This window comes from Herbaspirillum sp., assembly GCF_017744395.1.
Taxonomy (GTDB): Bacteria; Pseudomonadota; Gammaproteobacteria; order Burkholderiales; family Burkholderiaceae_D; genus Herbaspirillum.
Window position 1 is genome coordinate 50,447 of record NZ_JAGIBI010000008.1, and the last position, 22,219, is coordinate 72,665.

At 64.1% G+C, this 22,219-nt stretch carries 23 protein-coding genes, 1 other RNA gene and 1 riboswitch; of the genes, 15 read left to right on the forward strand and 9 right to left on the reverse strand.

Features of this window, described 5'->3' with window-relative positions; all coding sequences use genetic code 11:
* The first annotated feature begins 64 nt into the window (after positions 1-64).
* From J7548_RS18450 to J7548_RS18465, 4 genes are all read left to right on the forward strand, one after another.
* Entirely contained in the window at positions 65-823 is a 759-nt protein-coding gene (locus J7548_RS18450) for a thioredoxin family protein (RefSeq protein WP_290977478.1), read from the forward strand.
* Between the two features lie 27 nt (positions 824-850).
* A complete protein-coding gene (locus J7548_RS18455; RefSeq protein WP_290977480.1) occupies positions 851-1,387 on the forward strand; it encodes a hypothetical protein in 537 nt (178 codons plus the stop codon).
* A gap of 73 nt (positions 1,388-1,460) precedes the next feature.
* The gene (locus tag J7548_RS18460) at positions 1,461-2,018 is read left to right on the forward strand and encodes a DUF4337 domain-containing protein (RefSeq protein WP_290977482.1); all 558 of its coding nucleotides are present in this window, start codon (positions 1,461-1,463) and stop codon (positions 2,016-2,018) included.
* 164 nt (positions 2,019-2,182) lie between these two features.
* On the forward strand, positions 2,183-3,127 hold the full coding sequence (locus J7548_RS18465) for a DMT family transporter (protein ID WP_290977484.1): 945 nt from the start codon (positions 2,183-2,185) through the stop codon (positions 3,125-3,127).
* 71 nt (positions 3,128-3,198) lie between these two features.
* Here J7548_RS18465 and tcdA read toward each other — a convergent pair whose 3' ends face one another.
* From tcdA to yajC, 4 genes are all read right to left on the reverse strand, one after another.
* Positions 3,199-4,077, reverse strand: coding sequence for a tRNA cyclic N6-threonylcarbamoyladenosine(37) synthase TcdA (tcdA, locus tag J7548_RS18470; RefSeq protein WP_290977486.1), 879 nt, complete (start codon positions 4,075-4,077; stop codon positions 3,199-3,201).
* Between the two features lie 82 nt (positions 4,078-4,159).
* Positions 4,160-5,104 (reverse strand): protein translocase subunit SecF, encoded by a 945-nt coding sequence (gene secF, locus J7548_RS18475; protein WP_290977488.1) that lies wholly within the window; start codon positions 5,102-5,104, stop codon positions 4,160-4,162.
* A gap of 65 nt (positions 5,105-5,169) precedes the next feature.
* Positions 5,170-7,074, reverse strand: coding sequence for a protein translocase subunit SecD (gene secD, locus J7548_RS18480; RefSeq protein ID WP_290977490.1), 1,905 nt, complete (start codon positions 7,072-7,074; stop codon positions 5,170-5,172).
* Positions 7,075-7,194: 120 nt separating this feature from the next.
* Positions 7,195-7,527, reverse strand: coding sequence for a preprotein translocase subunit YajC (yajC, locus tag J7548_RS18485; protein ID WP_290977492.1), 333 nt, complete (start codon positions 7,525-7,527; stop codon positions 7,195-7,197).
* Between the two features lie 271 nt (positions 7,528-7,798).
* Between yajC and J7548_RS18490 the strand changes: the two genes are divergently transcribed.
* A complete protein-coding gene (locus J7548_RS18490; RefSeq protein ID WP_290977494.1) occupies positions 7,799-9,436 on the forward strand; it encodes an acyl-CoA synthetase in 1,638 nt (545 codons plus the stop codon).
* A gap of 21 nt (positions 9,437-9,457) precedes the next feature.
* Here the strand turns inward: J7548_RS18490 and tgt are convergent, their stop codons facing one another.
* Both tgt and queA read right to left on the reverse strand, forming a co-directional pair.
* A complete protein-coding gene (gene tgt, locus J7548_RS18495) occupies positions 9,458-10,585 on the reverse strand; it encodes a tRNA guanosine(34) transglycosylase Tgt (RefSeq protein ID WP_290977496.1) in 1,128 nt (375 codons plus the stop codon).
* A gap of 3 nt (positions 10,586-10,588) precedes the next feature.
* Positions 10,589-11,611, reverse strand: a complete 1,023-nt coding sequence (gene queA, locus J7548_RS18500; RefSeq protein WP_290977498.1) for a tRNA preQ1(34) S-adenosylmethionine ribosyltransferase-isomerase QueA — start codon at positions 11,609-11,611, stop codon at positions 10,589-10,591.
* A gap of 208 nt (positions 11,612-11,819) precedes the next feature.
* Here queA and recG point away from each other — a divergent pair, with 208 nt between their 5' ends.
* Entirely contained in the window at positions 11,820-13,934 is a 2,115-nt protein-coding gene (gene recG / locus J7548_RS18505; RefSeq protein ID WP_290977500.1) for an ATP-dependent DNA helicase RecG, read from the forward strand.
* 19 nt (positions 13,935-13,953) lie between these two features.
* Here recG and J7548_RS18510 read toward each other — a convergent pair whose 3' ends face one another.
* Entirely contained in the window at positions 13,954-14,190 is a 237-nt protein-coding gene (locus tag J7548_RS18510; protein ID WP_290977502.1) for an oxidoreductase-like domain-containing protein, read from the reverse strand.
* Positions 14,191-14,387: 197 nt separating this feature from the next.
* On the opposite strand from J7548_RS18510, the gene J7548_RS18515 reads away from it, so the two are divergent.
* The 4 genes from J7548_RS18515 (at position 14,388) to ssrS (ending at position 16,215) form a co-directional block, all read left to right on the forward strand.
* Positions 14,388-15,080 carry a tRNA-uridine aminocarboxypropyltransferase gene (locus tag J7548_RS18515; RefSeq protein WP_290977504.1) on the forward strand — a complete coding sequence of 231 codons (693 nt, stop codon included), beginning with the start codon at positions 14,388-14,390 and terminating at the stop codon, positions 15,078-15,080.
* Between the two features lie 162 nt (positions 15,081-15,242).
* The gene (locus tag J7548_RS18520) at positions 15,243-15,476 is read left to right on the forward strand and encodes a DUF904 domain-containing protein (RefSeq protein WP_290977506.1); all 234 of its coding nucleotides are present in this window, start codon (positions 15,243-15,245) and stop codon (positions 15,474-15,476) included.
* Positions 15,473-15,790, forward strand: coding sequence for a cell division protein ZapA (locus J7548_RS18525; protein ID WP_290977508.1), 318 nt, complete (start codon positions 15,473-15,475; stop codon positions 15,788-15,790). Before J7548_RS18520 ends, J7548_RS18525 begins: the two co-directional genes overlap by 4 nt.
* Before the next feature lie 248 nt (positions 15,791-16,038).
* A non-coding RNA gene (gene ssrS, locus J7548_RS18530) (6S RNA) lies at positions 16,039-16,215 on the forward strand.
* Between the two features lie 73 nt (positions 16,216-16,288).
* Here ssrS and nrdR read toward each other — a convergent pair.
* Both nrdR and glyA read right to left on the reverse strand, forming a co-directional pair.
* The gene (gene nrdR, locus J7548_RS18535) at positions 16,289-16,762 is read right to left on the reverse strand and encodes a transcriptional regulator NrdR (RefSeq protein WP_290977510.1); all 474 of its coding nucleotides are present in this window, start codon (positions 16,760-16,762) and stop codon (positions 16,289-16,291) included.
* Between the two features lie 134 nt (positions 16,763-16,896).
* The gene (gene glyA / locus J7548_RS18540) at positions 16,897-18,141 is read right to left on the reverse strand and encodes a serine hydroxymethyltransferase (RefSeq protein ID WP_290977511.1); all 1,245 of its coding nucleotides are present in this window, start codon (positions 18,139-18,141) and stop codon (positions 16,897-16,899) included.
* Positions 18,142-18,271: 130 nt separating this feature from the next.
* Positions 18,272-18,374: riboswitch (ZMP/ZTP riboswitch) on the reverse strand.
* 206 nt (positions 18,375-18,580) lie between these two features.
* On the opposite strand from glyA, the gene J7548_RS18545 reads away from it, so the two are divergent.
* The 5 genes from J7548_RS18545 to tolA all read left to right on the forward strand — a co-directional run bounded on the left by J7548_RS18545 (position 18,581) and on the right by tolA (position 22,216).
* Positions 18,581-19,333: an SDR family oxidoreductase gene (locus tag J7548_RS18545; protein ID WP_290977512.1), complete on the forward strand. Its 753-nt coding sequence runs from the start codon at positions 18,581-18,583 to the stop codon at positions 19,331-19,333.
* Between the two features lie 139 nt (positions 19,334-19,472).
* Positions 19,473-19,952: a tol-pal system-associated acyl-CoA thioesterase gene (gene ybgC / locus J7548_RS18550; protein ID WP_290977514.1), complete on the forward strand. Its 480-nt coding sequence runs from the start codon at positions 19,473-19,475 to the stop codon at positions 19,950-19,952.
* 170 nt (positions 19,953-20,122) lie between these two features.
* On the forward strand, positions 20,123-20,827 hold the full coding sequence (gene tolQ / locus J7548_RS18555; protein ID WP_290977516.1) for a protein TolQ: 705 nt from the start codon (positions 20,123-20,125) through the stop codon (positions 20,825-20,827).
* Positions 20,827-21,261 (forward strand): biopolymer transporter ExbD, encoded by a 435-nt coding sequence (locus J7548_RS18560; RefSeq protein WP_290977518.1) that lies wholly within the window; start codon positions 20,827-20,829, stop codon positions 21,259-21,261. The genes tolQ and J7548_RS18560 overlap by 1 nt, the downstream gene beginning before the upstream one ends.
* A gap of 31 nt (positions 21,262-21,292) precedes the next feature.
* A complete protein-coding gene (gene tolA, locus J7548_RS18565) occupies positions 21,293-22,216 on the forward strand; it encodes a cell envelope integrity protein TolA (RefSeq protein ID WP_290977520.1) in 924 nt (307 codons plus the stop codon).
* The last annotated feature ends 3 nt before the right edge of the window (positions 22,217-22,219 follow it).

Below are 22,219 nucleotides of genomic sequence, written 5' to 3' on the forward strand. Positions count from 1 at the left end.
GCATCCCTCCATCCCCCTTTGGACAACGCACTACTTTATGGCCTCACCGGCCAGGGAGCACATCATGCATATCGACCGTCACCCTATCGTCTCTTCCGAACAATGGCTGGCTGCGCGCAAGGCATTGCTGGCCAGGGAAAAAGAAGTCATGCGCCAGGCCGACCAGCTGGCGGCCGAACGCCGCGCGCTGCCGTGGCGGCGCGTGGACAAGGAATACACCTTCGACACCGCCGCCGGCCCGCGCAAGCTGGCCGAACTGTTCGACGGTCGCAGCCAGTTGCTGGTCCAGCATTTCATGCTGGGCCCGGGCTGGGAACAAGGCTGCCCGAGCTGCTCGTTCATGGCCGACCACAGCGACGGCATGAACGTGCACCTGGCCCAGCGCGACATTACCCTGCTCGCCGTCTCGCGCGCGCCGCTGGCCGAGATCGAGCGCTTCCGCCGCCGCATGGGATGGCGCTTCGACTGGGTGTCTTCCTACGGCAGCGATTTCAACGGCGATTTCGGCGTCAGCTTCACGCCGGAAGAACTGGCCACCGGCGAAGTCGAATACAACTACGGCCGCCGCTTCTTCCCGGCCCAGGAAGCGCCCGGCATCAGCGTCTTCGTACGCGACGACGCGGGCCAGGTATTCCATACCTACTCCACCTATGGGCGCGGCGTGGAAGTGATGATGGGCGCCTATCGCATGATGGACCTGACGCCCAAGGGCCGCAGCGAACGCGACGTGCCGCACAAGATGGAATGGGTGCGCCACCACGACCGCTACGACGCCCCGGCAGGCACGAAGGCGGCGGCGTCCTGCTGCCACGCGCACGACTGACGTGGCCGCCACGCCCGGGAGTCCGCCATGTCCGCCTTCTGGTTCTGGATGGCCATCGCCGGCAGCGGCGCGCTGCACGGCCTGAACCCGGCCAGCGGCTGGATATTCGCAGCCGCCGGCCCGGGCGGAAGCCGGCAGGTCGCGCGCAGGCTGCTACCGCTGGCGCTGGGGCACATCGCCGCGCTCGGCCTGGCGGCGGCAGCCTCCACCTACGGACCGATGCCTGGCGGCAAGCTGCTGCAGGGCGCGGCATGCCTGCTGCTGTTGCCGGCCGTGGCCGCGCATCTGCATCCCGGTTGCCGCGCCAAAATGCGAATCCCCGCCGGTTGCATCGGGCTGGCGCTCTGGCCGTTGGCGGTATCGGGCCTGCCCGCATGGATGCCCTTGTGCGGCGGCGCCGGCACGCTGGCCTATGCCTTGGCCGCCGTCCTCCTCCATGCCACCGCGATGCTGGCTTCCGCCGGCGCCGCCGCGTGCCTGGCCTGCCATGGAAAACGGCTGATACGCCATCTGTACGGCACAGGAAGAAATACGAGCCTGCCGGCGCCCTCAGGTCAACCGTAATGCGTCTGGATCGTTGTTGGAACGGCCCCATCCGCCTGATGGGCGCGATTCTTTTCCAAACGACAACACCACCATGACGGAAGCTACCGAAGACCTCGAAAAAGCCGAGCATGCCCATGCCTCCGGCAACAAGAAACTGGCCCTGATCATCGCGATCCTCGCGCTGGTGCTGGCCGTCACCGAAACCCTTTCCAAGTCTTACCAGACCGAAGTGATCCTGAAGCACCAGGAAGCGTCCAACCTGTGGGCGTTCTTCCAGGCCAAGTCGGTGCGCGGCAATGCCGCACAGTTGGCCAAGACGCAATTGAGCCTGTTGGGCAATGCCAAGGACGAACGCATCGCCGCCGCCATCGCCAAGCTCGATGAAGCGGTTGCCCATTACGACGACGATGAAAAATCCGGCGAAGGCAAGAAGCAGCTGTCGCACAAGGCTCGGGAAGCCGAGCACGAAGCCCATGTCTACATGGAGAAATACGAACGCATGGAAATGGCCGCCGGCATGCTGCAAGTGGCCATCGTGCTGGCTTCGGCCACCATCATCACCGGCGTGGGGATGCTGGCTTACCTGTCGGTGGGCATCGGCGTGGTATCGCTGGCCTTCATCGGCGCGGGATTGTTCGCTTCTATCTGACGCCTCCTCCCGAAACCGGCCCAAGCCCTTTCCGGGCATTGGGCCGGTTTCAGCATCGTTGCCGGCGCGACGATTCCCCAAATTCTCCGTAGTCCGCGCCAAGCCATTTCAAGCCTGCCAAGGCATACTGCGAAGCTCGCAGCTTTGATGGCAATGTTTCCCCGATGAGTTCCAATACGATCTTGCGCGGCATCCTGTTCGGCGCGCTGGCCGGCGCCGCCTGGGGGCTGGTGTTCCTGGCGCCCGAACTGACCCGCGAATTCTCGCCCTGGCAATTGTCCGCCGGGCGCTACCTGGCCTACGGCGCGTTCGCCGCGGTGCTGATCGCGCCGCGTCTGCGCAGCGTGGCCGGCCGCCTGGGCTTGCCGGAATGGCGGGCGCTGGTGTGGCTGAGCCTGCTGGGCAATGTGGTCTATTACGTCTTCCTTTCCAGCGCGGTGCAATTGGGCGGCATGGCGATGACCTCGCTGGTGATCGGCTTCCTGCCGGTGGCGGTGACCATCATCGGCAGCCGCGGCCGCGGCGCGGTGCCGATCCGCAAGCTGCTTCCCTCGCTGGCGCTGGGCCTGGCCGGCATCGCCTGCGTGGCATGGCAGTCGCTGGCGGCCGGCCATTCGGCCGGCGGCGGCTCGCAGCAGGTCGTCGGCTTTTTCTGCGCCATCGGCGCGCTGGTGTCGTGGACCACTTACGCCGTGGGCAACAGCCGCTGGCTGGCGCGGCTGCACGATATCTCGGCGCACGACTGGAGCCTGCTGACCGGGCTGGTGACGGGATTGCTGTCGGTGTTCATCGCGCTGCCGGCCTTCACGCTGCTGCTGGAACCGCATTCGCACGCCGAATGGGGGCGCTTCTTCGCCGTCTCGGCGGGCGTGGCGGTCATCGCCTCGCTGTTCGGCAACGCCTGCTGGAACAAGGCCAGCCGCCTGCTGCCGCTGACTATGATCGGGCAGATGATCTTGTTCGAGACGCTGTTCGCGCTGCTTTACGGTTTCCTGTGGGAGCGCCGCCTGCCTACCCTGCTGGAAGCGGCGGCGATGGTGCTGGTGACGGCCAGCGTGCTGCTGTGCGTGTCGGCGCATCGCGTGGTGGATGAAGGCGGCGGGCACTGAGCACTGCCGGCACGTACGAAAAAACGCCTTGCGGTTTGCAGCCGCAAGGCGTTTTTTATGCACCGCAAAACTCAGGCTTTCTGCGCGATCTTCTTCAGCACATGTGCCGCTGCTACCAAGCCGAACGATGCGGTCACCACCATGGCCGAGCCGAAGCCGGCGCAGTTCAGGCCGGTGACGCCGCCTTGCGCGACATCCTCGGCCGCAGCCACATCCGCGGCATCGCCGCCGATATCCATCTCCTCGCCCGCCGGATCGATGACGCAGGCCTCGCCTTCGCCAAGTTCGGGGAAGCGCAAGGGCTCGGTGGAAAACACCGCGTCGATGTGAAATTTGTTCTTGGTTCCGCGCGGAAAACCGTGCTGCGAACGCAAGCGCTTGCGCACCTTGGCCAGCAAGGGTTCCTGCTCGGTGCGGCACAGGTCGCGGATCTCGATCATGGTGGGATCGATCTGGCCGCCGGCGCTGCCGATGGTGACCAGCGGCATGCCGTTCTGGCGGCACCAGGCGATCATCGCCACCTTGGCCGGCACGTTGTCAATGGCGTCGACCACATAGTCGAAGCGGCTGCCGCCAAGCATCTGCGGCACGTTCTGCGGGTCGACGAAATCTTCCACCTCGGTCACCACGCAGGTCGGGTTGATCTGCATGATGCGCTCGTGCAGCGCCGTCACCTTGGCTTTACCCAAGGTATCGGACAAGGCATGGATCTGGCGGTTGACGTTGGACTCGGCCAGGTTGTCGAGGTCGATCATCGTGATGTGACCGATGGCGCTGCGCGCCAGCGCTTCCACGATCCATGAACCGACGCCGCCGACGCCGACCACGCACACATGCGCATCGCGAAAGCGTTGCAAGGCTTGTGCGCCGTACAGGCGGGCCACGCCGCCGAAACGGCGCTCGTAGTCGATGTCGTGCGAGGCGGAGGAAGTATCTGGGGTCGTGCTCATGGAGTAACTCAATAACGATGTGATGAAGACAAAAGGCCGCAACGCGAACGCTGCGGCCTTCCTTGGTCGGTTCCGACGGTGGTTACACCACGGCGCCGCCGTTCTCGTCCTTGACCTTGACCGGCTTGATCAGGTCTTCGCGCTTGACGCCCAGCCACATGGCCAGCGCCGCGGCGACGAACACCGACGAATAGATGCCGAACAAGATACCGATGGTCAGCGCCAGCGCGAAATAATGCAGCGTAGGGCCGCCGAAGAAGAACATCGCCAGCACCATCATTTCGGTGCTGCCGTGGGTGATGATGGTACGCGACATGGTGCTGGTGATCGCGTGGTTCAGCACTTCCGGCGTGGACAGCTTGCCGAAGCGGCGGTCGCGGAAGGCTTCGCGCACCCGGTCGAACACCACCACCGATTCGTTGACCGAGTAGCCCAGCACCGCCAGGACCGCCGCCAGCACGGTCAGCGAGAACTCCCACTGGAAGAAGGCGAAGAAGCCGAGAATGATGATGATGTCGTGCAGGTTGGCGATCACCGCCGCCACCGCGAACTTCCATTCGAAGCGGAAGGCCAGGTAGATCACGATGCCGATCACCACCATCGCCAGCGCCATCAGGCCGTCGTGCGCCAGTTCGTCGCCCACCTGCGGGCCGACGAATTCGACGCGCTGCAGGCGCACTTCAGGGTCGTCGGCCTTGAGCGCCGCGGTCACCTTCTCGCTTTGCTGGCTGGCGTTCACGCCGGGCTGCGCCGGCAGGCGGATCATCACGTCCTGGGCGGTGCCGAAGCTTTGCACCAGGGTATCGCGATAGCCCAGGCCTTCCACCGACTTGCGGATCTTTTCCAGGTCGGCCGGCTTGCTGTAGGCCATTTCCATGACCGTGCCGCCAGTGAATTCGATCGAGAAATGCAGGCCCTTGGTCAGCAGGAAGAACACTGCGGCGACGAAGGTCAGCGCCGAGATCACGTTGAAGATCAACGCATGGCGCATGAAGGGAATGTCTTTTTTGATGCGGAAAAATTCCATCGCTATCCTTTCGGTGCCGGCCGCGGGGTCTTGCCCTGCGGCCCGGCTGAATCACTGCTGTCCTGTTACTTGGCTTCGCGCTTGGCCGAAGCCTTGCCGGAGGTGGTCAGGGTCTCGCCGGCCGGCTTCCAGATCTGGCCGATGGCCAGGCTGGCCAGCTTCTTCTTGCGGCCGTACCAGAAGTTGACCACGCCGCGCGAGAAGAACACCGCCGAGAACATCGAGGTCAGGATGCCCAGGCAGTGCACCACCGCGAAACCGCGGATCGCGCCGGAACCGAAGATCAGCAGCGCCAGGCCGGCGATCAGGGTCGTGACGTTGGAGTCCAGGATGGTCGCCCAGGCGCGGTCGAAGCCGGCCGCAATCGCCGCCTGCGGCGAGTTGCCGGCGCGCAGTTCCTCGCGGATGCGTTCGTTGATCAGCACGTTGGAGTCGATCGCCATGCCCAGCGCCAGCGCGATAGCGGCGATACCGGGCAGGGTCAGCGTGACCTGCAGCGTGGACAGCAACGCCACCAGCAGCAGCACGTTGACCGACAGCGCCAGCGCGCTGAAGAAGCCGAACAGCTGGTAGTAGATCACCATGAAGATGGCCATCGCGGCGAAGCCGTACAGCACCGAGTCGAAGCCCTTCTTGATGTTGTCGGCGCCCAGTTGCGGGCCGATGGTGCGTTCCTCGATGATGTCCATCGGCGCGGCCAGGGAACCGGCGCGCAGCAGCAGCGCCAGGTCGCTGGCGGCTTCGGGCGAACCCATGCCGGTGATCTGGAAGCGCGAGCCCAGTTCGGAGCGGATGGTCGCCACCGTCAGCACTTCGCCCTTGCCCTTTTCGAACAGCACGATGGCCATGGCCTTGCCGACCTTGTCGCGGGTGGCTTCGCGCATCTTGCGGCCGCCGTCGCCGTTGAGGTCGATACTGACCGCCGGCTGGTGGTTTTCATCGAAGCTGGCCGAGGCGTTGGAGATGTAGTCGCCGGTCAGCACCGGTTCCTTGTTCAGCACCACCGGGGCGCCCTTGCCGATCTTGAACAGTTCGGAGCCGAACGGGATGGCGGCGGTCTGCTCGGTGCCGCGCACCACGCTCTCGTCGACCATGCGCACTTCCAGGGTGGCGGTGCGGCCGATGATGTCCTTGGCGCGCGAGACGTCCTGCACGCCCGGCAGCTCGACCACGATGCGGTCGGCGCCCTGGCGCTGGATCAGCGGCTCGGCCACGCCCAGCTCGTTGACGCGCTTGGACAGGGTGGAGATGTTCTGCTTGACGCCGTCTTCCTGGGTCTGCTTCAGCGCCTCGGGGCGCAGCGTGGCGACCAGCTTCAGGTCGTCGCCGGCGCCGGCATCGGCCAGCACCAGTTCCTGCAGTTCGCCCAGCGCGGAGCGGGCCTTGCTGCGGGTGTCGGCATCGCGGAAGGAGATTTCGATGGCGTCGCCATTACGGCTGATGCCGTTGTGGCGGATGTTCTTGTCGCGCAGCAGGCTGCGCACGCTGGCTTGCAGGCCTTGCAGGCGCTTGCTGAGCACCGCCTTGATGTCGACCTGCATCAGGAAGTGCACGCCGCCGCGCAAGTCCAGGCCCAGGTACATCGGGAAGGCGTGCAGGCTTTGCAGCCATTGCGGGGTATTGGGCAGCAGGTTGAAGGCGACGATGTAGGTCGGATCGGTAGGATCGGTATTCAACTGCTGTTCCAGCAGGGCCTTGGCCTTGAACTGGATATCGGTGGTGGCGAAACGCGCGCGCACCGAAGGCTGGGCGCCGCCGTTGTCGAACGCCACGCTCTCTGCGGGCAGGCTGCCTTGTTTCAGGATCTCATCGACGCGGCCGGCTACGGCGGCCTCGACCTTCAAGGTCGACTTGGCGCTGCTGATCTGCACGGCGGGGGATTCGCCGAAGAAGTTCGGAACGGTATAGATCACGCCGAACAGCAGGGCGATGACGATCAGTACGTATTTCCAGAGAGAGTAACGATTCATGGTGTTGTGCTTCTTGCTTCCAGAGAGGGCTGCGGCAAACCCGCAGCCGCTGTTCAGAACCGGGAGGCTCTAACAACATGGGCGCATCACCGATGCGCCCATTGGACCGGTGCGGCCGGATTACAGGGCCTTGATGGTGCCCTTGGGCAGCAGCGTGGCGACAGCCGCCTTTTGCACGATGATTTCGTTGCCTTCGGACACTTCGATGGTGATGTAGGCATCGGTGACCTTGGTGATCTTGCCCAGGATGCCGCCCGAAGTGACGATTTCATCGCCCTTGGCCAGTGCGTCCATCATCGCCTTCTGTTCTTTCTGGCGCTTCATCTGCGGACGAATCATCAGGAAGTACAGCACGACGAACATCAGGATGATCGGCAGGAAGCTGGTCAGGTTGCCCAGCGCGCCGCCGGGGGCTGCTGCTGCCGTTTGCGCGTATGCGTCGGAAATAAACACGTAAGGCTCCAAAGGTTGTTGATTGAAAAATAGCCCTGCATTCTAGCACTGCGCAGGCGCTATACCCGCAAATCGGGACGGCTTGCCGGAGATCAAGATCGATTTGGCGATTTTCCGGCCCGTTTGCCCGTCTTTGGCGAGCGCTTCCCTTCCCCGCCGCCGCTTTCATTATCAAAACGGCATCGCCGCCCTCCGGCAAAACTTGTACAGTGGCAAACAAAATCAAGACAAGATGGAACGCACCGTTCCGCCACGACACAGGAGACCGCGCATGCTGCCCACCACGCCGCAACGCTACGAGGACATCGCCTCGCACTTTCGCTGGAACATTCCCGAGCACTACAACATCGGCGTCGACGTCTGCGACAAATGGGCCGAGCGCGAGCCGCAGCGGCTGGCGCTGGTGCACATCGCGCGCGACGGCGGCGTGCGCCAATACAGCTTCGGCGAGATGCGCGCGCTGTCGAACCGCATGGCCAACCTGCTGCGGGCGCACGGCGTTGAGCGCGGCGAGCGCATCGGCATCCTGCTGCCGCAGGCGCCGGAGACCGCGTTCTCGCATGTGGCGGCCTACAAGAACGGCTGCATCGCGATCCCGCTGTTCGCGCTGTTCGGCGTCGAGGCGCTGGAATACCGGCTGCACAACAGCGGCGCCAAGGTGGTGGTGACCAATGCCGAAGGCGCGGCCAAGCTGGCCGGCATCCGCGGGCGCCTGCCCGAACTGAAGACGGTGCTCACCATCGACGGCGCCCAGCCCGGCACGGTCGACCTGCACGCGGCATTGGCCGGCCAAAGCGAAGCGTTCGCGCCGGTCGCCACCCGCGCCGACGATCCGGCGCTGATCATCTACACCTCCGGCACCACCGGCCAGCCCAAGGGCGCGCTGCATGCGCACCGCGTGCTGTTGGGCCACCTGCCCGGCGTCGAGATGTCCCACAATCTATTCCCGGTCGAAGGCGACCGCATCTGGACGCCCGCCGACTGGGCCTGGATCGGCGGCCTGCTGGATGTGCTGCTGCCGGCCTGGCACCACGGCGTGGCGGTGGTGGCGCACCGCTTCGAGAAATTCACCGGTGAAGCGGCGTTCCAGTTGCTGCAGGACCATGGCGTGCGCAACTGCTTCCTGCCGCCGACCGCCTTGAAGATGATGCGCACCGTGGCCGATCCCGAGCGACGCTGGCAGCTGAACCTGCGCTCGGTCGCCAGCGGCGGCGAATCGCTGGGCGCCGAACTGCTGGACTGGGGCCGCGAGACCTTCGGCCTGACCATCAACGAGTTCTACGGCCAGACCGAATGCAACATGACGGTCTCTTCCAATGCCGCCGTCATGCCCTGCCGCCCCGGCAGCATCGGCCGCGCCGCGCCCGGCCACCGGGTGGCGATCGTGGACGACCAGGGACAGCCGTTGCCCGACGGCGCCCAGGGCAACATCGCCGTGCTGCGGCCCGATCCGGTGATGTTCCTGCAGTACTGGAACAACCCGGCCGCCACCGCCGCCAAGTTCGCCGGCGACTGGCTGCTGACCGGCGACACCGGCGTGCGCGATGAAGAGGGCTATATCCGCTTCGTCGGGCGCGACGACGACGTGATCACCTCGGCCGGCTACCGCATCGGCCCCGGCGAGATCGAGGACAACCTGCTGCAGCATCCGGCGGTGAAGATGGCGGCGGTGGTGGGCGCGCCGGATGACGAGCGCACCGAGATCGTGGTGGCGATCGTGGTGCTCAACGATGGCTATGTGGCCGATGATGCTCTCAAGCGCGAGCTGCAGCAGCACGTCAAGACGCGGCTGGCGGCGCATGAATATCCGCGCGAGGTCTACTTCGTGGAGGAATTGCCGATGACGACTACCGGCAAGGTGATCCGGCGGCAGTTAAGGGATATGGTGGCGGGCTGGCGCAAGGCCTGACCCGCCACATTGGCTGCGGCATCAGACGCCGCGCGCGCGGTCTTCCTTGAACTTGGCGACGAAGGCCTGGAAGCGCCCTTCGTCGATGGCATCGCGCATCTCCCGCATCAGTTGCAGGTAGTAATGCAGGTTGTGCACGGTGTTCATGCGCGCACCGAGGATTTCGCCGGCGCGGTGCAGGTGGTGCAGGTAGGCGCGCGAGAAGTTCTTGCAGGCGTAGCAGTCGCAGGTTTCGTCGTAGGGCTTCTCGTCGTCCTTGTACTTGGCGTTCTTGATCTTGACGTCGCCGTAGCGGGTGAAGATCCAGCCGTTGCGCGCATTGCGGGTCGGCATCACGCAGTCGAACATGTCGACGCCGCTGGCCACGCCGGCCACCAGGTCTTCCGGCGTGCCCACGCCCATCAGGTAATGCGGCTTGTCGGCAGGCAGGCGCGGGCCGACGTGTTCCAGCACGCGCATCATGTCTTCCTTAGGCTCGCCCACCGACAAACCGCCGATGGCGAAACCGTCGAAACCCAGCTCGCTCAAGCCAGCCAGCGATTCGTCGCGCAGGCCTTCGAACATGCCGCCCTGGACGATGCCGAACAGCGCGTTGGGGTTCTCGCCCCGGTCGAATTCATCCTTGGAACGCTTGGCCCAGCGCAGCGACATGCGCATCGACTTGCCGGCCTCCTCGCGGGTGGCGGGACGGCCGTCGATCTCGTACGGGGTACATTCGTCGAACTGCATCACGATGTCGGAGTTCAGCACACGCTGGATCTGCATCGAGATCTCGGGCGATAGGAACAGGCGGTCGCCGTTGATCGGCGAGGCGAAGGTCACGCCCTCTTCGGTGATCTTGCGCATCTCGCCCAGCGAAAACACCTGGAAGCCGCCGGAGTCGGTCAGGATCGGCTTGTCCCAGCCGATGAACTTGTGCAGGCCGCCGAACTTGCCGACCACTTCCAGCCCCGGGCGCAGCCACAGGTGGAAGGTATTGCCGAGGATGATCTGGGCGTTGATCTCGTTCAATTCCAGCGGCGACATCGCCTTGACCGAACCATAGGTGCCGACCGGCATGAAGATCGGCGTTTCCACGGTGCCGTGGTTCAGTTTGACGCGGCCGCGGCGGGCGTTGCCGTCGGTCTTGAGCAGGGTGAATTCGAGCATCGGTCAGCCTCGGTTGCAGGTGAGCAGCATGGCGTCGCCATAGCTGAAGAAACGGTATTTTTCGCGGATCGCGTGCGCGTAGGCGGCGCGGATGTTGTCGTAGCCGGCGAAGGCCGAGACCAGCATCAGGAGCGTGGACTTGGGCAGGTGGAAATTGGTCACCAGGCGATCCACGGTCTTGAAGGTGTAGCCGGGCGTGATGAAAAGTTGGGTATCGGCGCTGCCGGCTTGCAACTGCCCGGACTGCGAACCCGATTCCAGCGCGCGCATGCTGGTGGTGCCAACCGCCACCACACGCCCGCCCGCCGCCTTGGTGGCGCGCACCGCGTCCACCGTGGCTTGCGGGATGGTGTACCACTCGCTGTGCATCTTGTGCTGCGACAGGTCTTCCACCCGCACCGGCTGGAAGGTGCCGGCGCCCACGTGCAGCGTGACGAAGGCCTGCTTGACGCCGCGCGCGGCCAGTTGGTCCAGCAGGGCCTGGTCGAAGTGCAGGCCGGCGGTAGGCGCGGCGACCGCGCCCGGTTCCTTGGCGTAGACGGTCTGGTAGCGCGTCTCATCAAAGGCATCGGCCTCGTGCTCGATATACGGAGGCAACGGCAGGCTGCCGTATTGCTCCAGCAACTCGAATACGTCGGACGGGAAATGCAGCGTGTAGAACTCGCCGAAGCGTTCGCCCACGGTGACGTCGAAGGCATCGGCCAGGCGGATCTTCATACCCGGTGGCGGTGATTTGGAGGCGCGCACCTGGGCATGCACGGTACGCTGGTCGAGCACGCGCTCGACCAATGCCTCGATCTTGCCGCCGCTTTCCTTGACGCCGAAAAAGCGCGCCTTCAGCACACGCGTGTCGTTGAACACCAGCAGGTCGCCGGGGTTGAGCAGGTCGAGGATGTCGGCGAAACGGCGGTCGGTCATGACGGCGCCGTCCACCTGCAGCAGGCGCGAGGCGCTGCGCTCGGCCAGCGGCGTCTGCGCGATCAGTTCGGGCGGCAGCTCGAAATCGAAGTCGGAAAGAGAATACATGCGTGTACGATGAAAAAGCGGGGGCATCCTGCGCCCGGCAGCAAAGAAGTGTTGCCGGTGGGATTGATACTGTAAATAATCACAGTAAAATAACGCCCAACCCGCTATTTTACGCTGTCGGGGCATTTTTCCCATATGCCTGCCCCGCTAACGTTTATCAGCGATCCGCACCACGTATCACGCGCCACGACCAACGCCGCCACGACGCATGCCCGCTACCGCGAAGAAAACCACGAGCAAGACATCGAACAGGAAAGCCCCCGCCAAGGCCGGGGCGGCCGGCGCTGCCAAACCCGAAAACAAGCTGGCCAAGCTGGGCCTGCACAGCGACATGGACCTGGCGCTGCACCTGCCGCTGCGCTACGAGGACGAGACCACCCTGATGAGCATCGCCGAGGCCTCCATGCGCGGCCTGCAGACGGTGCAGGTGGAAGGCGTGGTCACCGCCTGCGACGTGCAGTTCCGGCCGCGCCGCCAGTTGGTGGTGACGGTGGGCGATGACAGCGGCCAGCTGGTGATGCGCTTCCTCAACTTCTACGGCAGCCAGACCAAGCAGTTGGCCGAAGGGACGCGGGTGCGCGTACGCGGCGAACTGCGCCACGGCTTTTTCGGCGCCGAGATGGTGCATCCCCAATACAAGGTAGTCAACGAGGGCGCGCCGCTGCCCGATGTGCTCACGCCGGTGTATCCGGCCGGCGAAGGCCTGTCGCAGTCCTTCCTGCGCAAATCCATCGCCAGTGCCATGAGCCGGATCGACTGGCAGGACACGCTGCCGCCTTCGATGCTGGAGACGCTCAAGCTGGCCGCCTTCGAGCCGTCCGTGCGTCTGCTGCACAATCCGCCGCCGGATGTCGACGAGCATGCGCTGGTCGAGCGCTCGCACCCGGCCTGGATCCGCATGAAGTTCGACGAACTGCTGGCGCAGCAATTGTCGTTGAAGCGCGCCCAGGCCGCGCGCCGCGCCAAGACCGCGCGCGCATTGCCTGTCACCGGGCGGGTGACGGCCGACCTGATCAAGCAGTTGCCGTTCAAGCTGACCGGGGCGCAGGAGCGCGTGCTGGAAGAGATCCGCGCCGACCTGCGCCACTCCTTCCCGATGCAGCGCCTGCTGCAAGGCGACGTCGGCAGCGGCAAGACGGTGGTGGCGGCGCTGGCCGCGGCCCAGGCCATCGACAGCGGTTTCCAGGCGGTGCTGATGGCGCCCACCGAAATCCTGGCCGAACAGCATTTCCGCAAGATCGCGGCCTGGATGGAGCCGCTGGATGTCGGTGTGGCCTGGCTTTCCGGCAGCCAAAAGAAAAAGGAAAAGACCGAGGCGCTGGCCCACATCGAATCCGGCGCGGCGCGCCTGGTGGTGGGCACCCATGCGCTGATCCAGGACACGGTGCAGTTCGAGAACCTGGGCCTGGTGATCGTGGACGAGCAGCACCGCTTCGGCGTCGGCCAGCGGCTGGCCCTGCGCAACAAGAGTTTCAACCCGGCCGAAGCCGACAACGCCACCGTGCCGCACCAGTTGATGATGTCGGCCACGCCGATCCCGCGCACACTGGCCATGACCTATTACGCCGACCTGGAAGTGTCGGTGATCGACGAACTGCCGCCGGGCCGCTCGCCCATCGTCACCCGCGTGATCGACCAGAACCGGCGCGACGAGGTGATCGAGCGCGTGCATGCGGCGGCGCTGGAAGGCAAGCAGATCTATTGGGTCTGCCCGCTGATCGAGGAATCCGAGGCGCTGCAGTTGCAGACCGCCACCGATACCCATGCCGCCTTGTCGGCCGCCTTGCCCGACCTCAACATCGGGCTGGTGCACGGGCGCATGAAACCGGTGGAAAAGCAGATCGTGATGGAAGGCTTCAGCCGCGGCGCGGTGCATGTGCTGGTGGCGACCACGGTGATCGAGGTCGGGGTGGATGTGCCCAACGCCTCGCTGATGGTGATCGAGCATGCCGAGCGCTTCGGCCTGTCGCAACTGCACCAGTTGCGCGGGCGCGTGGGCCGCGGCTCGGCCGCCAGCGTGTGCCTGCTGATGTACCAGGGACCGCTGGGCGGCACCGCCAAGGAACGGCTGGCCACCATGCGCGAAACCACCGACGGCTTCGAGATCGCCCGGCGCGACCTCGACATCCGCGGCCCCGGCGAATTCCTGGGCGCGCGCCAGTCAGGCGATGCGATGCTGCGCTTCGCCGACCTGGCAACCGACCAGTGGCTGGTGGAAAAGGCGCGCGACACCGCGCAAGCCTTGCTGCAGCATGCGCCGGATATCGTCGAGCGCCATCTGGCGCGCTGGCTGGGCGGGAAAGAGGATTACCTGAAGGTGTGACGGCTATGCGGCGGTATTGCTACTTCCCGCCTTTGCGACGGGATTTCGGGGCCGTTGCGGCGCGCTCGGCCTGGCGCCGGTTCCAGGCGTCCAGCTCGCGCTGGTAACGCTCGCGCGCCTGCTCGTAGATATCGAAAATACAGGGATTGCAGCCGCTGCCGCAGCAGTCTTCCAGTTCCGGTTCGATGGGCGGCACCGGCGCTGGATCGTCGCCCTGGAGAACGGCATCTTGCTGCGAAAGCTGCTTGGAATTCATGGTTTGCCGAAATGATGGATACACACCGGGCTGCATAATACGCCTCGGAATTATTCGAGATTAACCAGAAAAACACGGAACAAATATTCGATGCGCACTGATTGACTGGGTAATTTTCGCAAGCCAATCTACCTGTTCGGCGAGATTAACGATTTTTCCGCCATTGCCAGGTCACCACCGCCATCGAGGAAACTCCCATGTTAATGCCGTCCCACGATCCGTTCCAGCCGCGCCGCCAGCTTTGCCCCCGCTGCCAGCGCGCCCAGACGGCATGCATCTGCCACTGGATTTCGCCAATCGACCACCTGTTCGACGTGCTGGTCCTGCAGCATCCGATGGAGGCCGGCAACGCCAAGAACAGCGCCCGCCTGCTGCACCTGAGCCTGCCGCACAGCAGGCTGGCGGTGGGCGAAGTCTTCGATCCCGCCGAACTGCAGGCCCTGCTGCACGCGCCATCGGCGCTCCCGCGCCATGCCGATGCCGGCCAGCCGGTGCAACCGGTGCTGCTCTATACCGAAGACGCCGGCACCCCGGCCAGTTCCCGCCTCGATGCGCGCACGCTGCGCATCGACGGCGGCCCGCCGATGCAACGGCTGCGGCTGGTGATCCTCGACGGCACCTGGCGCAAGAGCCGCAAGATGCTGCACGAGAATCCATTGCTGCAAGCACTGCCCCGGCTGGCGCTGCAGGATACGCCGCTGTCGCAATACGTGATCCGCAAGGCGCACAAGCCGGAACAGCTATCCACGCTGGAAGCCGCCGGTTATGCCCTGATGCAGCTGGAAAGGGACAGCGGGAAATACCATCCGCTGCTGACCGCCTTCGACGGTTTCGTGCTGCAGCAAAGCCAGCTGCGCAACCGCGGCATGGCCAGCCGGCGCGGCGACTGAACCCGGGGCGCGGCGCCGCGCCTGCCATCGAATTGAAACAAAATCCCATCGCGCTGCAACTCGGTCCTGGATATGCTGTCCGACCTCGCCAATGAGCATATAATTGCGCGATCCTCGAAAATTGGCGATTGCGCTCAATTTCCTATCCAGCGACCAACCAAGATGAGTTCAGAATTCCAACAACTGGCCGACAAAGTCGCCCAGCTCGCCCGGCTGGCGCAGAACCTGCGCGATGAAAATGCCGAGCTGCGCCGCCACGTCAAGACGCTGTCCGACGACAATGCGCAATTGAACCAGCGCATCGACGAAGCCTACCAGCGGGTGAGCGCCGTGCTGGCCGAACTGCCCGCCGCCGAACCCGAGGAACCTGCCGAAACCGCCGCGGAGGCCACATGAGCGTCATCCAGATCCAGGCCACCATCATGGGCCAGCCCTATACCCTGGCCTGCCGCGAAGGCGAACAGGCGGCCCTGCACCATGCGGTCAGCTACCTCGACCAGAAAATGCGCGCCATCCGCGATGCCGGCAAGATCAAGGGCACCGACCGTATCGCCGTGATGGCCGCCCTGGGCATCGCCGCCGAATTGCTCTCCACGCAGCAAGCCGAAGGCCCGTTCGCCGGCCTGACCATTGCCGAATGGAAGCAGCAGGTCGCCGCCATCAACGACGTGCTGGACCAGGCGCTGGCGCCGCAGGAAAAACTGTTCTGACTGCCAGGATTTGGCTTTCCCGAAAAGAAAACGGCTGTCTGCATGACAGCCGTTTTTCATTGCAGGCCCTTGCCAGATACGCAACCCGGCGCGCGAACTGTTTTCCTGCCGCAAGACATGATCGGGATGGGATGCGGCCGAAAAACCGGCAGGGAAAACCACGCATCCATAAGCCGCTTCCGTTACAAATTCAAGCGATATTTTTTGCGCCAGGGCCTTGGACTCGCAGGCCGATTGCGTTAGACTTTGAACTCCTGCCGTGTTCGCGATTGCCATATATTCCTTGAACCATTTACGAGCATAGGCTGCGGGATCGTCTGGTTGGCGTGAGCGTCGCTAGTCCGATGAACCCGATACTTGACTACCGTGGCCAACTTGAACCGTCAGGTTCAGGATGCCGGCACAGCGGCACAGGCGGGACTTGATTCCATGAAAAACGGCTGCATTCGCAGCCGTTTTTTATTGCCTCGCGCCTTCGTCCACGGCGCAGCGTTTCCCTTATTTCTTCTTGGCGCCCTTGCGCTCCTGCCCGACTTCCGCGATCGCGTCCTGGAATTCGGTCACGTCCTCGAAACTCTTGTACACCGAAGCGAAACGGATATAGGCGATCTTGTCCAGGCGCTTGAGCTCGCGCATGACCAGTTCGCCGATCTGCCCCGACACCACCTCGCGCGCGCCGCTTTGCAGCAGCTTTTCCTGGATGCTCTGGATCGCGGCGTCGAGCGCCTCGGCCGATACCGGGCGCTTGCGCAGCGCCAGCATCAGGCTGCCGCGCAGCTTGGCCGGGTCGAACTCGGTGCGGCTGCCGTTCTTCTTGACGATCACCGGCATCGTCAGCTCGATGCGCTCGTAGGTGGTGAAACGCTTGTCGCAATTGTCGCAGCGCCGGCGGCGGCGGATCGAGCTGCCGTCTTCGGAAACGCGCGTGTCCAGCACCGGTGTATCTTCGTGATTGCAGAATGGGCACTTCATGGCGGCAATGGGCGATCGTTATAGGGATACCACATGGTACTGCGGATGGACGACGGCGCCCCGCTCGGGGCGCCGTCGCTCAGCCATCAACTACAAGCTCTGCTGCATGGCGGCATGGCCGCCATCGGCCACGATCAGCCGTAGACCGGGAACGCGTCGGTCAGCTTCTTGACTTCGGCCTTCACGCGCTCAATGGTGGCGGCATCATGCGGGTTGTCCAGCACGTCGGCGATCAGGTTGCCGACCTTTTCCGCTTCCGCTTCCTTGAAGCCGCGGGTGGTCATGGCCGGGCTGCCCAGGCGGATGCCGGAGGTCACGAATGGCTTTTCCGGATCGTTGGGGATGCCGTTCTTGTTGCAGGTGATGTGGGCCGAACCCAGGATCGCCTCGGCTTCCTTGCCGGTCAGCTTCTTCGGACGCAGGTCCACCAGCATCACGTGCGACTCGGTGCCGCCGGAGACGATGCGCAGGCCGCGCTTGATCAGGGTCTTGGCCAGCACGTCGGCGTTCTTCACCACTTGCTGCTGGTAGGCCTTGAATTCCGGCGAAGCGGCTTCCTTGAAGGCCACCGCCTTGGCGGCGATGACGTGCATCAGCGGACCGCCCTGGATGCCAGGGAAGATAGACGAATTGATCGCCTTCTCATGCTCGGCCTTCATCAGGATCACGCCGCCGCGCGGGCCGCGCAGGGACTTGTGGGTGGTCGAGGTGACGAAGTCGGCGAACGGCACCGGGTTCGGGTACACGCCCGCGGCGATCAGGCCGGCGTAGTGGGCCATGTCGACCATGAAGTAGGCGCCGACTTCCTTGGCGATCTTGGCGAAACGCTCGAAGTCGATACGCAGCGAGTAGGCCGATGCGCCGGCGATGATCAGCTTGGGCTTCTTCTCGCGCGCCAGGCGCTCCATGGCTTCGTAGTCGATCTCTTCCTTCTCGTTCAGGCCATAGGAGACGACGTTGAACCACTTGCCCGACATGTTCAGCGCCATGCCATGGGTCAGGTGGCCGCCTTCAGCCAGCGACATGCCCATGATGGTGTCGCCCGGCTTGAGCATGGCGAAGAACACGCCCTGGTTGGCCTGGGAGCCGGAGTTCGGCTGCACGTTGGCGGCTTCGGCGCCGAACAGGGCCTTGAGGCGGTCGATCGCCAGCTGCTCGGCGATGTCCACGTATTCGCAGCCGCCGTAGTAGCGCTTGCCCGGATAGCCTTCGGCGTACTTGTTGGTCAACTGCGAACCCTGGGCTTCCATCACCGCCGGCGAAGTGTAGTTTTCGGAAGCGATCAGCTCGATGTGGTCTTGCTGGCGGGTGTTTTCCTTTTGGATGGCAGACCACAGGTCCGGGTCGACTTTCGCGAGAGTCTGGTTCTTGTCAAACATGGTTTCTCCAAATTGATGAGGTGCGGCCGAAGCGGGCGACGGCGCAACAATGCCGGTCGCATCGACTTCAAAAAATCGAATGAGGGCCAAAAAACGGGGAAATTGCGGGCAGCCTCAGTCGTACTTTCCATTCGGCTGCCCAGGCGCACGGCTGATGAAATCTCACGCTTCCCGATGGATCCCCATCTTGGCCGGAAAGTCTCTCCGGCTTTTCGCCAGTCACGTGAGACGAAATGGTGAGCGCATTGTATTGAAATGGGCCGGTTTCAGCAAGACGCTTGGCCTTCGCGCAACACACGCGCTGCGACGCCAGATACGCCGAAAAGCGAGCCTGCCCTCGTAAAAACCGGCTTTGGGCTACAATTTCGTTTTCTTTCCGGGACGGCAATGCGGCCCGCCAAGGCCGGCGCTGGCCCCGCCCATAACAGGAGATTCGCAGATGGTCGTTTTGATTACAGGAGCAACCGCAGGATTCGGCGCCGCCATGGCGCGCAAATTCGCCAAGAACGGCCACAAGGTGATCGCCGCCGGCCGCCGCAAGGAGCGCCTGGATGAACTGGTCAGCGAACTGGGCGCCGGCAACGTGCTGCCGCTGGTACTGGACGTGACCAGCAAGCAATCGATCGACGCCGGCCTGGCCAGCCTGCAGGGCGAGTGGCAGAACATCGACGTGCTGGTCAACAACGCCGGCCTGGCCTTGGGTGTCGGTTCGGCCCAGGAAGCCGCGCTGTCGGACTGGGAAACCATGATCGACACCAACGTCAAGGGCCTGGTCACCATCACCCATGCCCTGCTGCCGGCCATGGTCAAGCGCGGCAGCGGCACCATCATCAACCTGGGCTCCACCGCCGGTGCCTATCCTTACCCGGGCGGCAACGTCTATGGCGCCACCAAGGCCTTCGTCGACCAGTTCACGCTGAACCTGCGCGCCGACCTGGTGGGCACCGGCGTGCGCGCCACCAACCTGGCGCCCGGCCTGTGCGGCGGCACCGAGTTCTCCAACGTGCGCCTCAAGGGCGACGACGCGGCCGCGGCCAAGGTCTATGAAGGCACCGTCCCGCTGACCGCCGAGGATATCGCCGAAGCGGCCTTCTGGGTCGCCACCATGCCGGCCCACGTCAACATCAACTACATGGAACTGATGCCGACCTGCCAGGGTTTCGGCGCCTTCAACATCAAGCGCACACAGTAACAGATGAGGTAAAATGGCGTTTTTGCAGACGGCGCCACGCCGCCGCAGGAACGCCATCCCGCTGGTTGGCCCAAATCGTTTCGCGCAAGCAATATTCTCGTGCATCCGCCACTACCATCCGCCCAATAACAAGAAGCATATGAGTGCCGCCAGTAGTCCGTTCGACTGGAAAATCCGCGTCTACTACGAAGATACCGACACCGGCGGTGTCGTCTTCTACGCCAACTACCTGAAGTTCTTCGAGCGCGCCCGCACCGAATGGCTGCGCTCCTTCGGTTTCCAGCAGCAGCGCCTGGCCGACACCACCGGCGCCATCTTCGTGGTCAAGTCCACCAGCGTCGACTATCTCTCCCCGGCCCGCCTGGACGATGAACTCAGGCTCACCGTCGTGGTCGAAAAGCTCCGAAACGCTTCCATCGAATTTGTCCAGGAAGCCTGGCGCCTGCCGTCGGGGAACGGCGCCGCCGGAGAAATTAACCAGGAAGCAACATTACTGGCCCGCGGACGCATCACCGTGGTCTGCGTCGATGCCGCAAGCTTCCGCCCGCAACCGATTCCCGCAGAACTGCTTTCGCGCATCAAGGACGCTCCGGCGCCGGCCCGGCAGGAGGCCCCATGAATGCGCAGGCACAAAGAATATGCAGTCCGCCGGCGGCCTGTCCCTGACGGGCCCCGGTATTGGAACCGAAATGTTTGCTCTTACAATTAAGCCCTTCTGATCCACAGTTCTTTTTTGCAGTCTTTTTTGCAGTTCTTTAAATCGCTGCCCTTTTAGCCGCCACACTCCCCATGAACGTCACACAAGACCTGTCCTTCATTTCGCTGATCGCCAACGCGTCCGTCCTGGTGCAACTGGTGATGCTGCTGCTGCTGTCCGCCTCGGTCATCAGCTGGACCTACATCTTCCGCAAGATGTTCGCCATCCGCAGCGCCCGCGTGCAGACCGAAGAGTTCGAACGCGTGTTCTGGTCCGGCGGCAACCTCGCCGCGCTGTACCAGGATGCGCTGTCCAACCGCCGCAAGGCCGGCGGCAGTGGCGGCGCGCTGGAACGCATCTTCCAGGCCGGCATGGGCGAATTCAACAAGGCCAAGGCCTCGGTCACCGCCCGCGGCGGCGCGGTCGATTCCGGCGCCCTGCTCGACGGCGCCCGCCGCGCCATGCGCGCCGCCTACCAGCGCGAAATGGATGCGCTGGAATCGCACCTGGCCTTCCTGGCCTCGGTCGGCTCGGTCTCCCCTTACGTCGGCCTGTTCGGCACCGTGTGGGGCATCATGAACGCCTTCCGCGGCCTGGCCAACGTGCAGCAGGCCACGCTGGCGGCGGTCGCCCCCGGCATCGCCGAAGCGCTGATCGCCACCGCCATCGGCCTGTTCGCAGCGATTCCGGCCGTGGTCGCCTTCAACCGCTACTCGCACGACATCGACCGCCTGGCGATCCGTTTCGAAAGCTTCATCGAAGAATTCTCCAACATCTTGCAACGTCAGGCACGCTAATGGCCGGCTCATCGATGCGCGGGGGCCGTACCCGCAAGTTCAAGTCAGAGATCAACGTCGTTCCCTACATCGACGTGATGCTGGTGCTGCTGATCATCTTCATGGTCGCCGCGCCGATTACCAACCCGAGCGTGATCAACCTGCCGACCGCCGGCAAGTCCACGCAGCCGCCGGCCGACTACATCGAGATCGCCCTGAAGCCCAACACCCAGGCCACGATCCGCATCAACGGCCCCAAGAGCGGCGGCAAGAAAGCCGAAACCGTGACCGGCAAGGTCGACCTGGCCGAACGCCTGCAGGCATTGCACGCCGACAATCCGGACCTGGCCGTGATGATCTCGGCCGACAAGGAAATCAAGTACGACGAAGTGGTGCAGGTGATTTCCGAAGCCAAGAAACAGGGGATCGCGCGCGTCGGCCTGGCCACCAAGTAAGCGCCAAACAAGCAGCTAGCAAGCAGTCACCATGAGCGACAACTCTCCGTACAACATCCCCAGGCCTCCCGGCCGCTGGCGCGCCATCGCGCTGGCGCTGGTGATGCACGTCGCGCTCTTCCTGTTCTTCTGGATCGGCATCCGCTGGCAGAACGAGACGCCGCTGACGGTCGAGGCCGAGATCTGGGATCCGCAATACAAGGAAGCGGCGCCCCTGCCCGTTCAGCCCCAGCCGGAACCGCAACCCGAGCCGCAGCCGAAGGTCCAGCCCGAACCCAAGCCCCAGCCGCCCAAGGTGATCGACGAACCCAAGGTCGAGAAGCCCGATATCGCCCTGGAAAAGGAAAAGAAGCGCAAGCAGGAGCTGGAGAAGAAGGAACAGCAGGAAAAGCAAGAGAAGGCTGAAAAAGAGAAGGCTGAGAAGGAAAAGGCCGAACGCGAGAAGAAGGAAAAGCTCGAAGCTGACAAGCAGAAGAAGCTGAAGGAAGAAAAGCAGAAAGAGGAAGAAGCCAAGAAGAAGGCTGAAGCCGAGAAGCAGGCCGCCGACAAGAAGAAGGCGGCAGCCGACGCCAAGGCCGCCGAGGCGCGCCGCCAGGAAGACCTGAAGCGGATGATGGGCCAGGCCACCAGCGCCACCGGCGGCAATGGCACGGCCGAGAAGTCGCAAGGGCCCAAGGGCACCCCGGACTACGCCAACAAGCTGCGCGCCAAGATCCGTTCCAATACGATCTTCGACGTGCCCGCCAACCTGAGCGGAAACCCCGCCGGGGAGTACACTGTCGAATTGTTCCCGGACGGAACGGTACGCAGCGTGCGTACCCTCAAGGCGTCGGGCCTGCCCGGCTTCGACGACGCGGTGCGCCAGGCCATCATGAAGTCGCAGCCGTTCCCGGCGGACAAGGATGGCAAGGTGCCGTCCAGCTTTACTTTCACCCATTACCCGAAAGATCAGTAAACG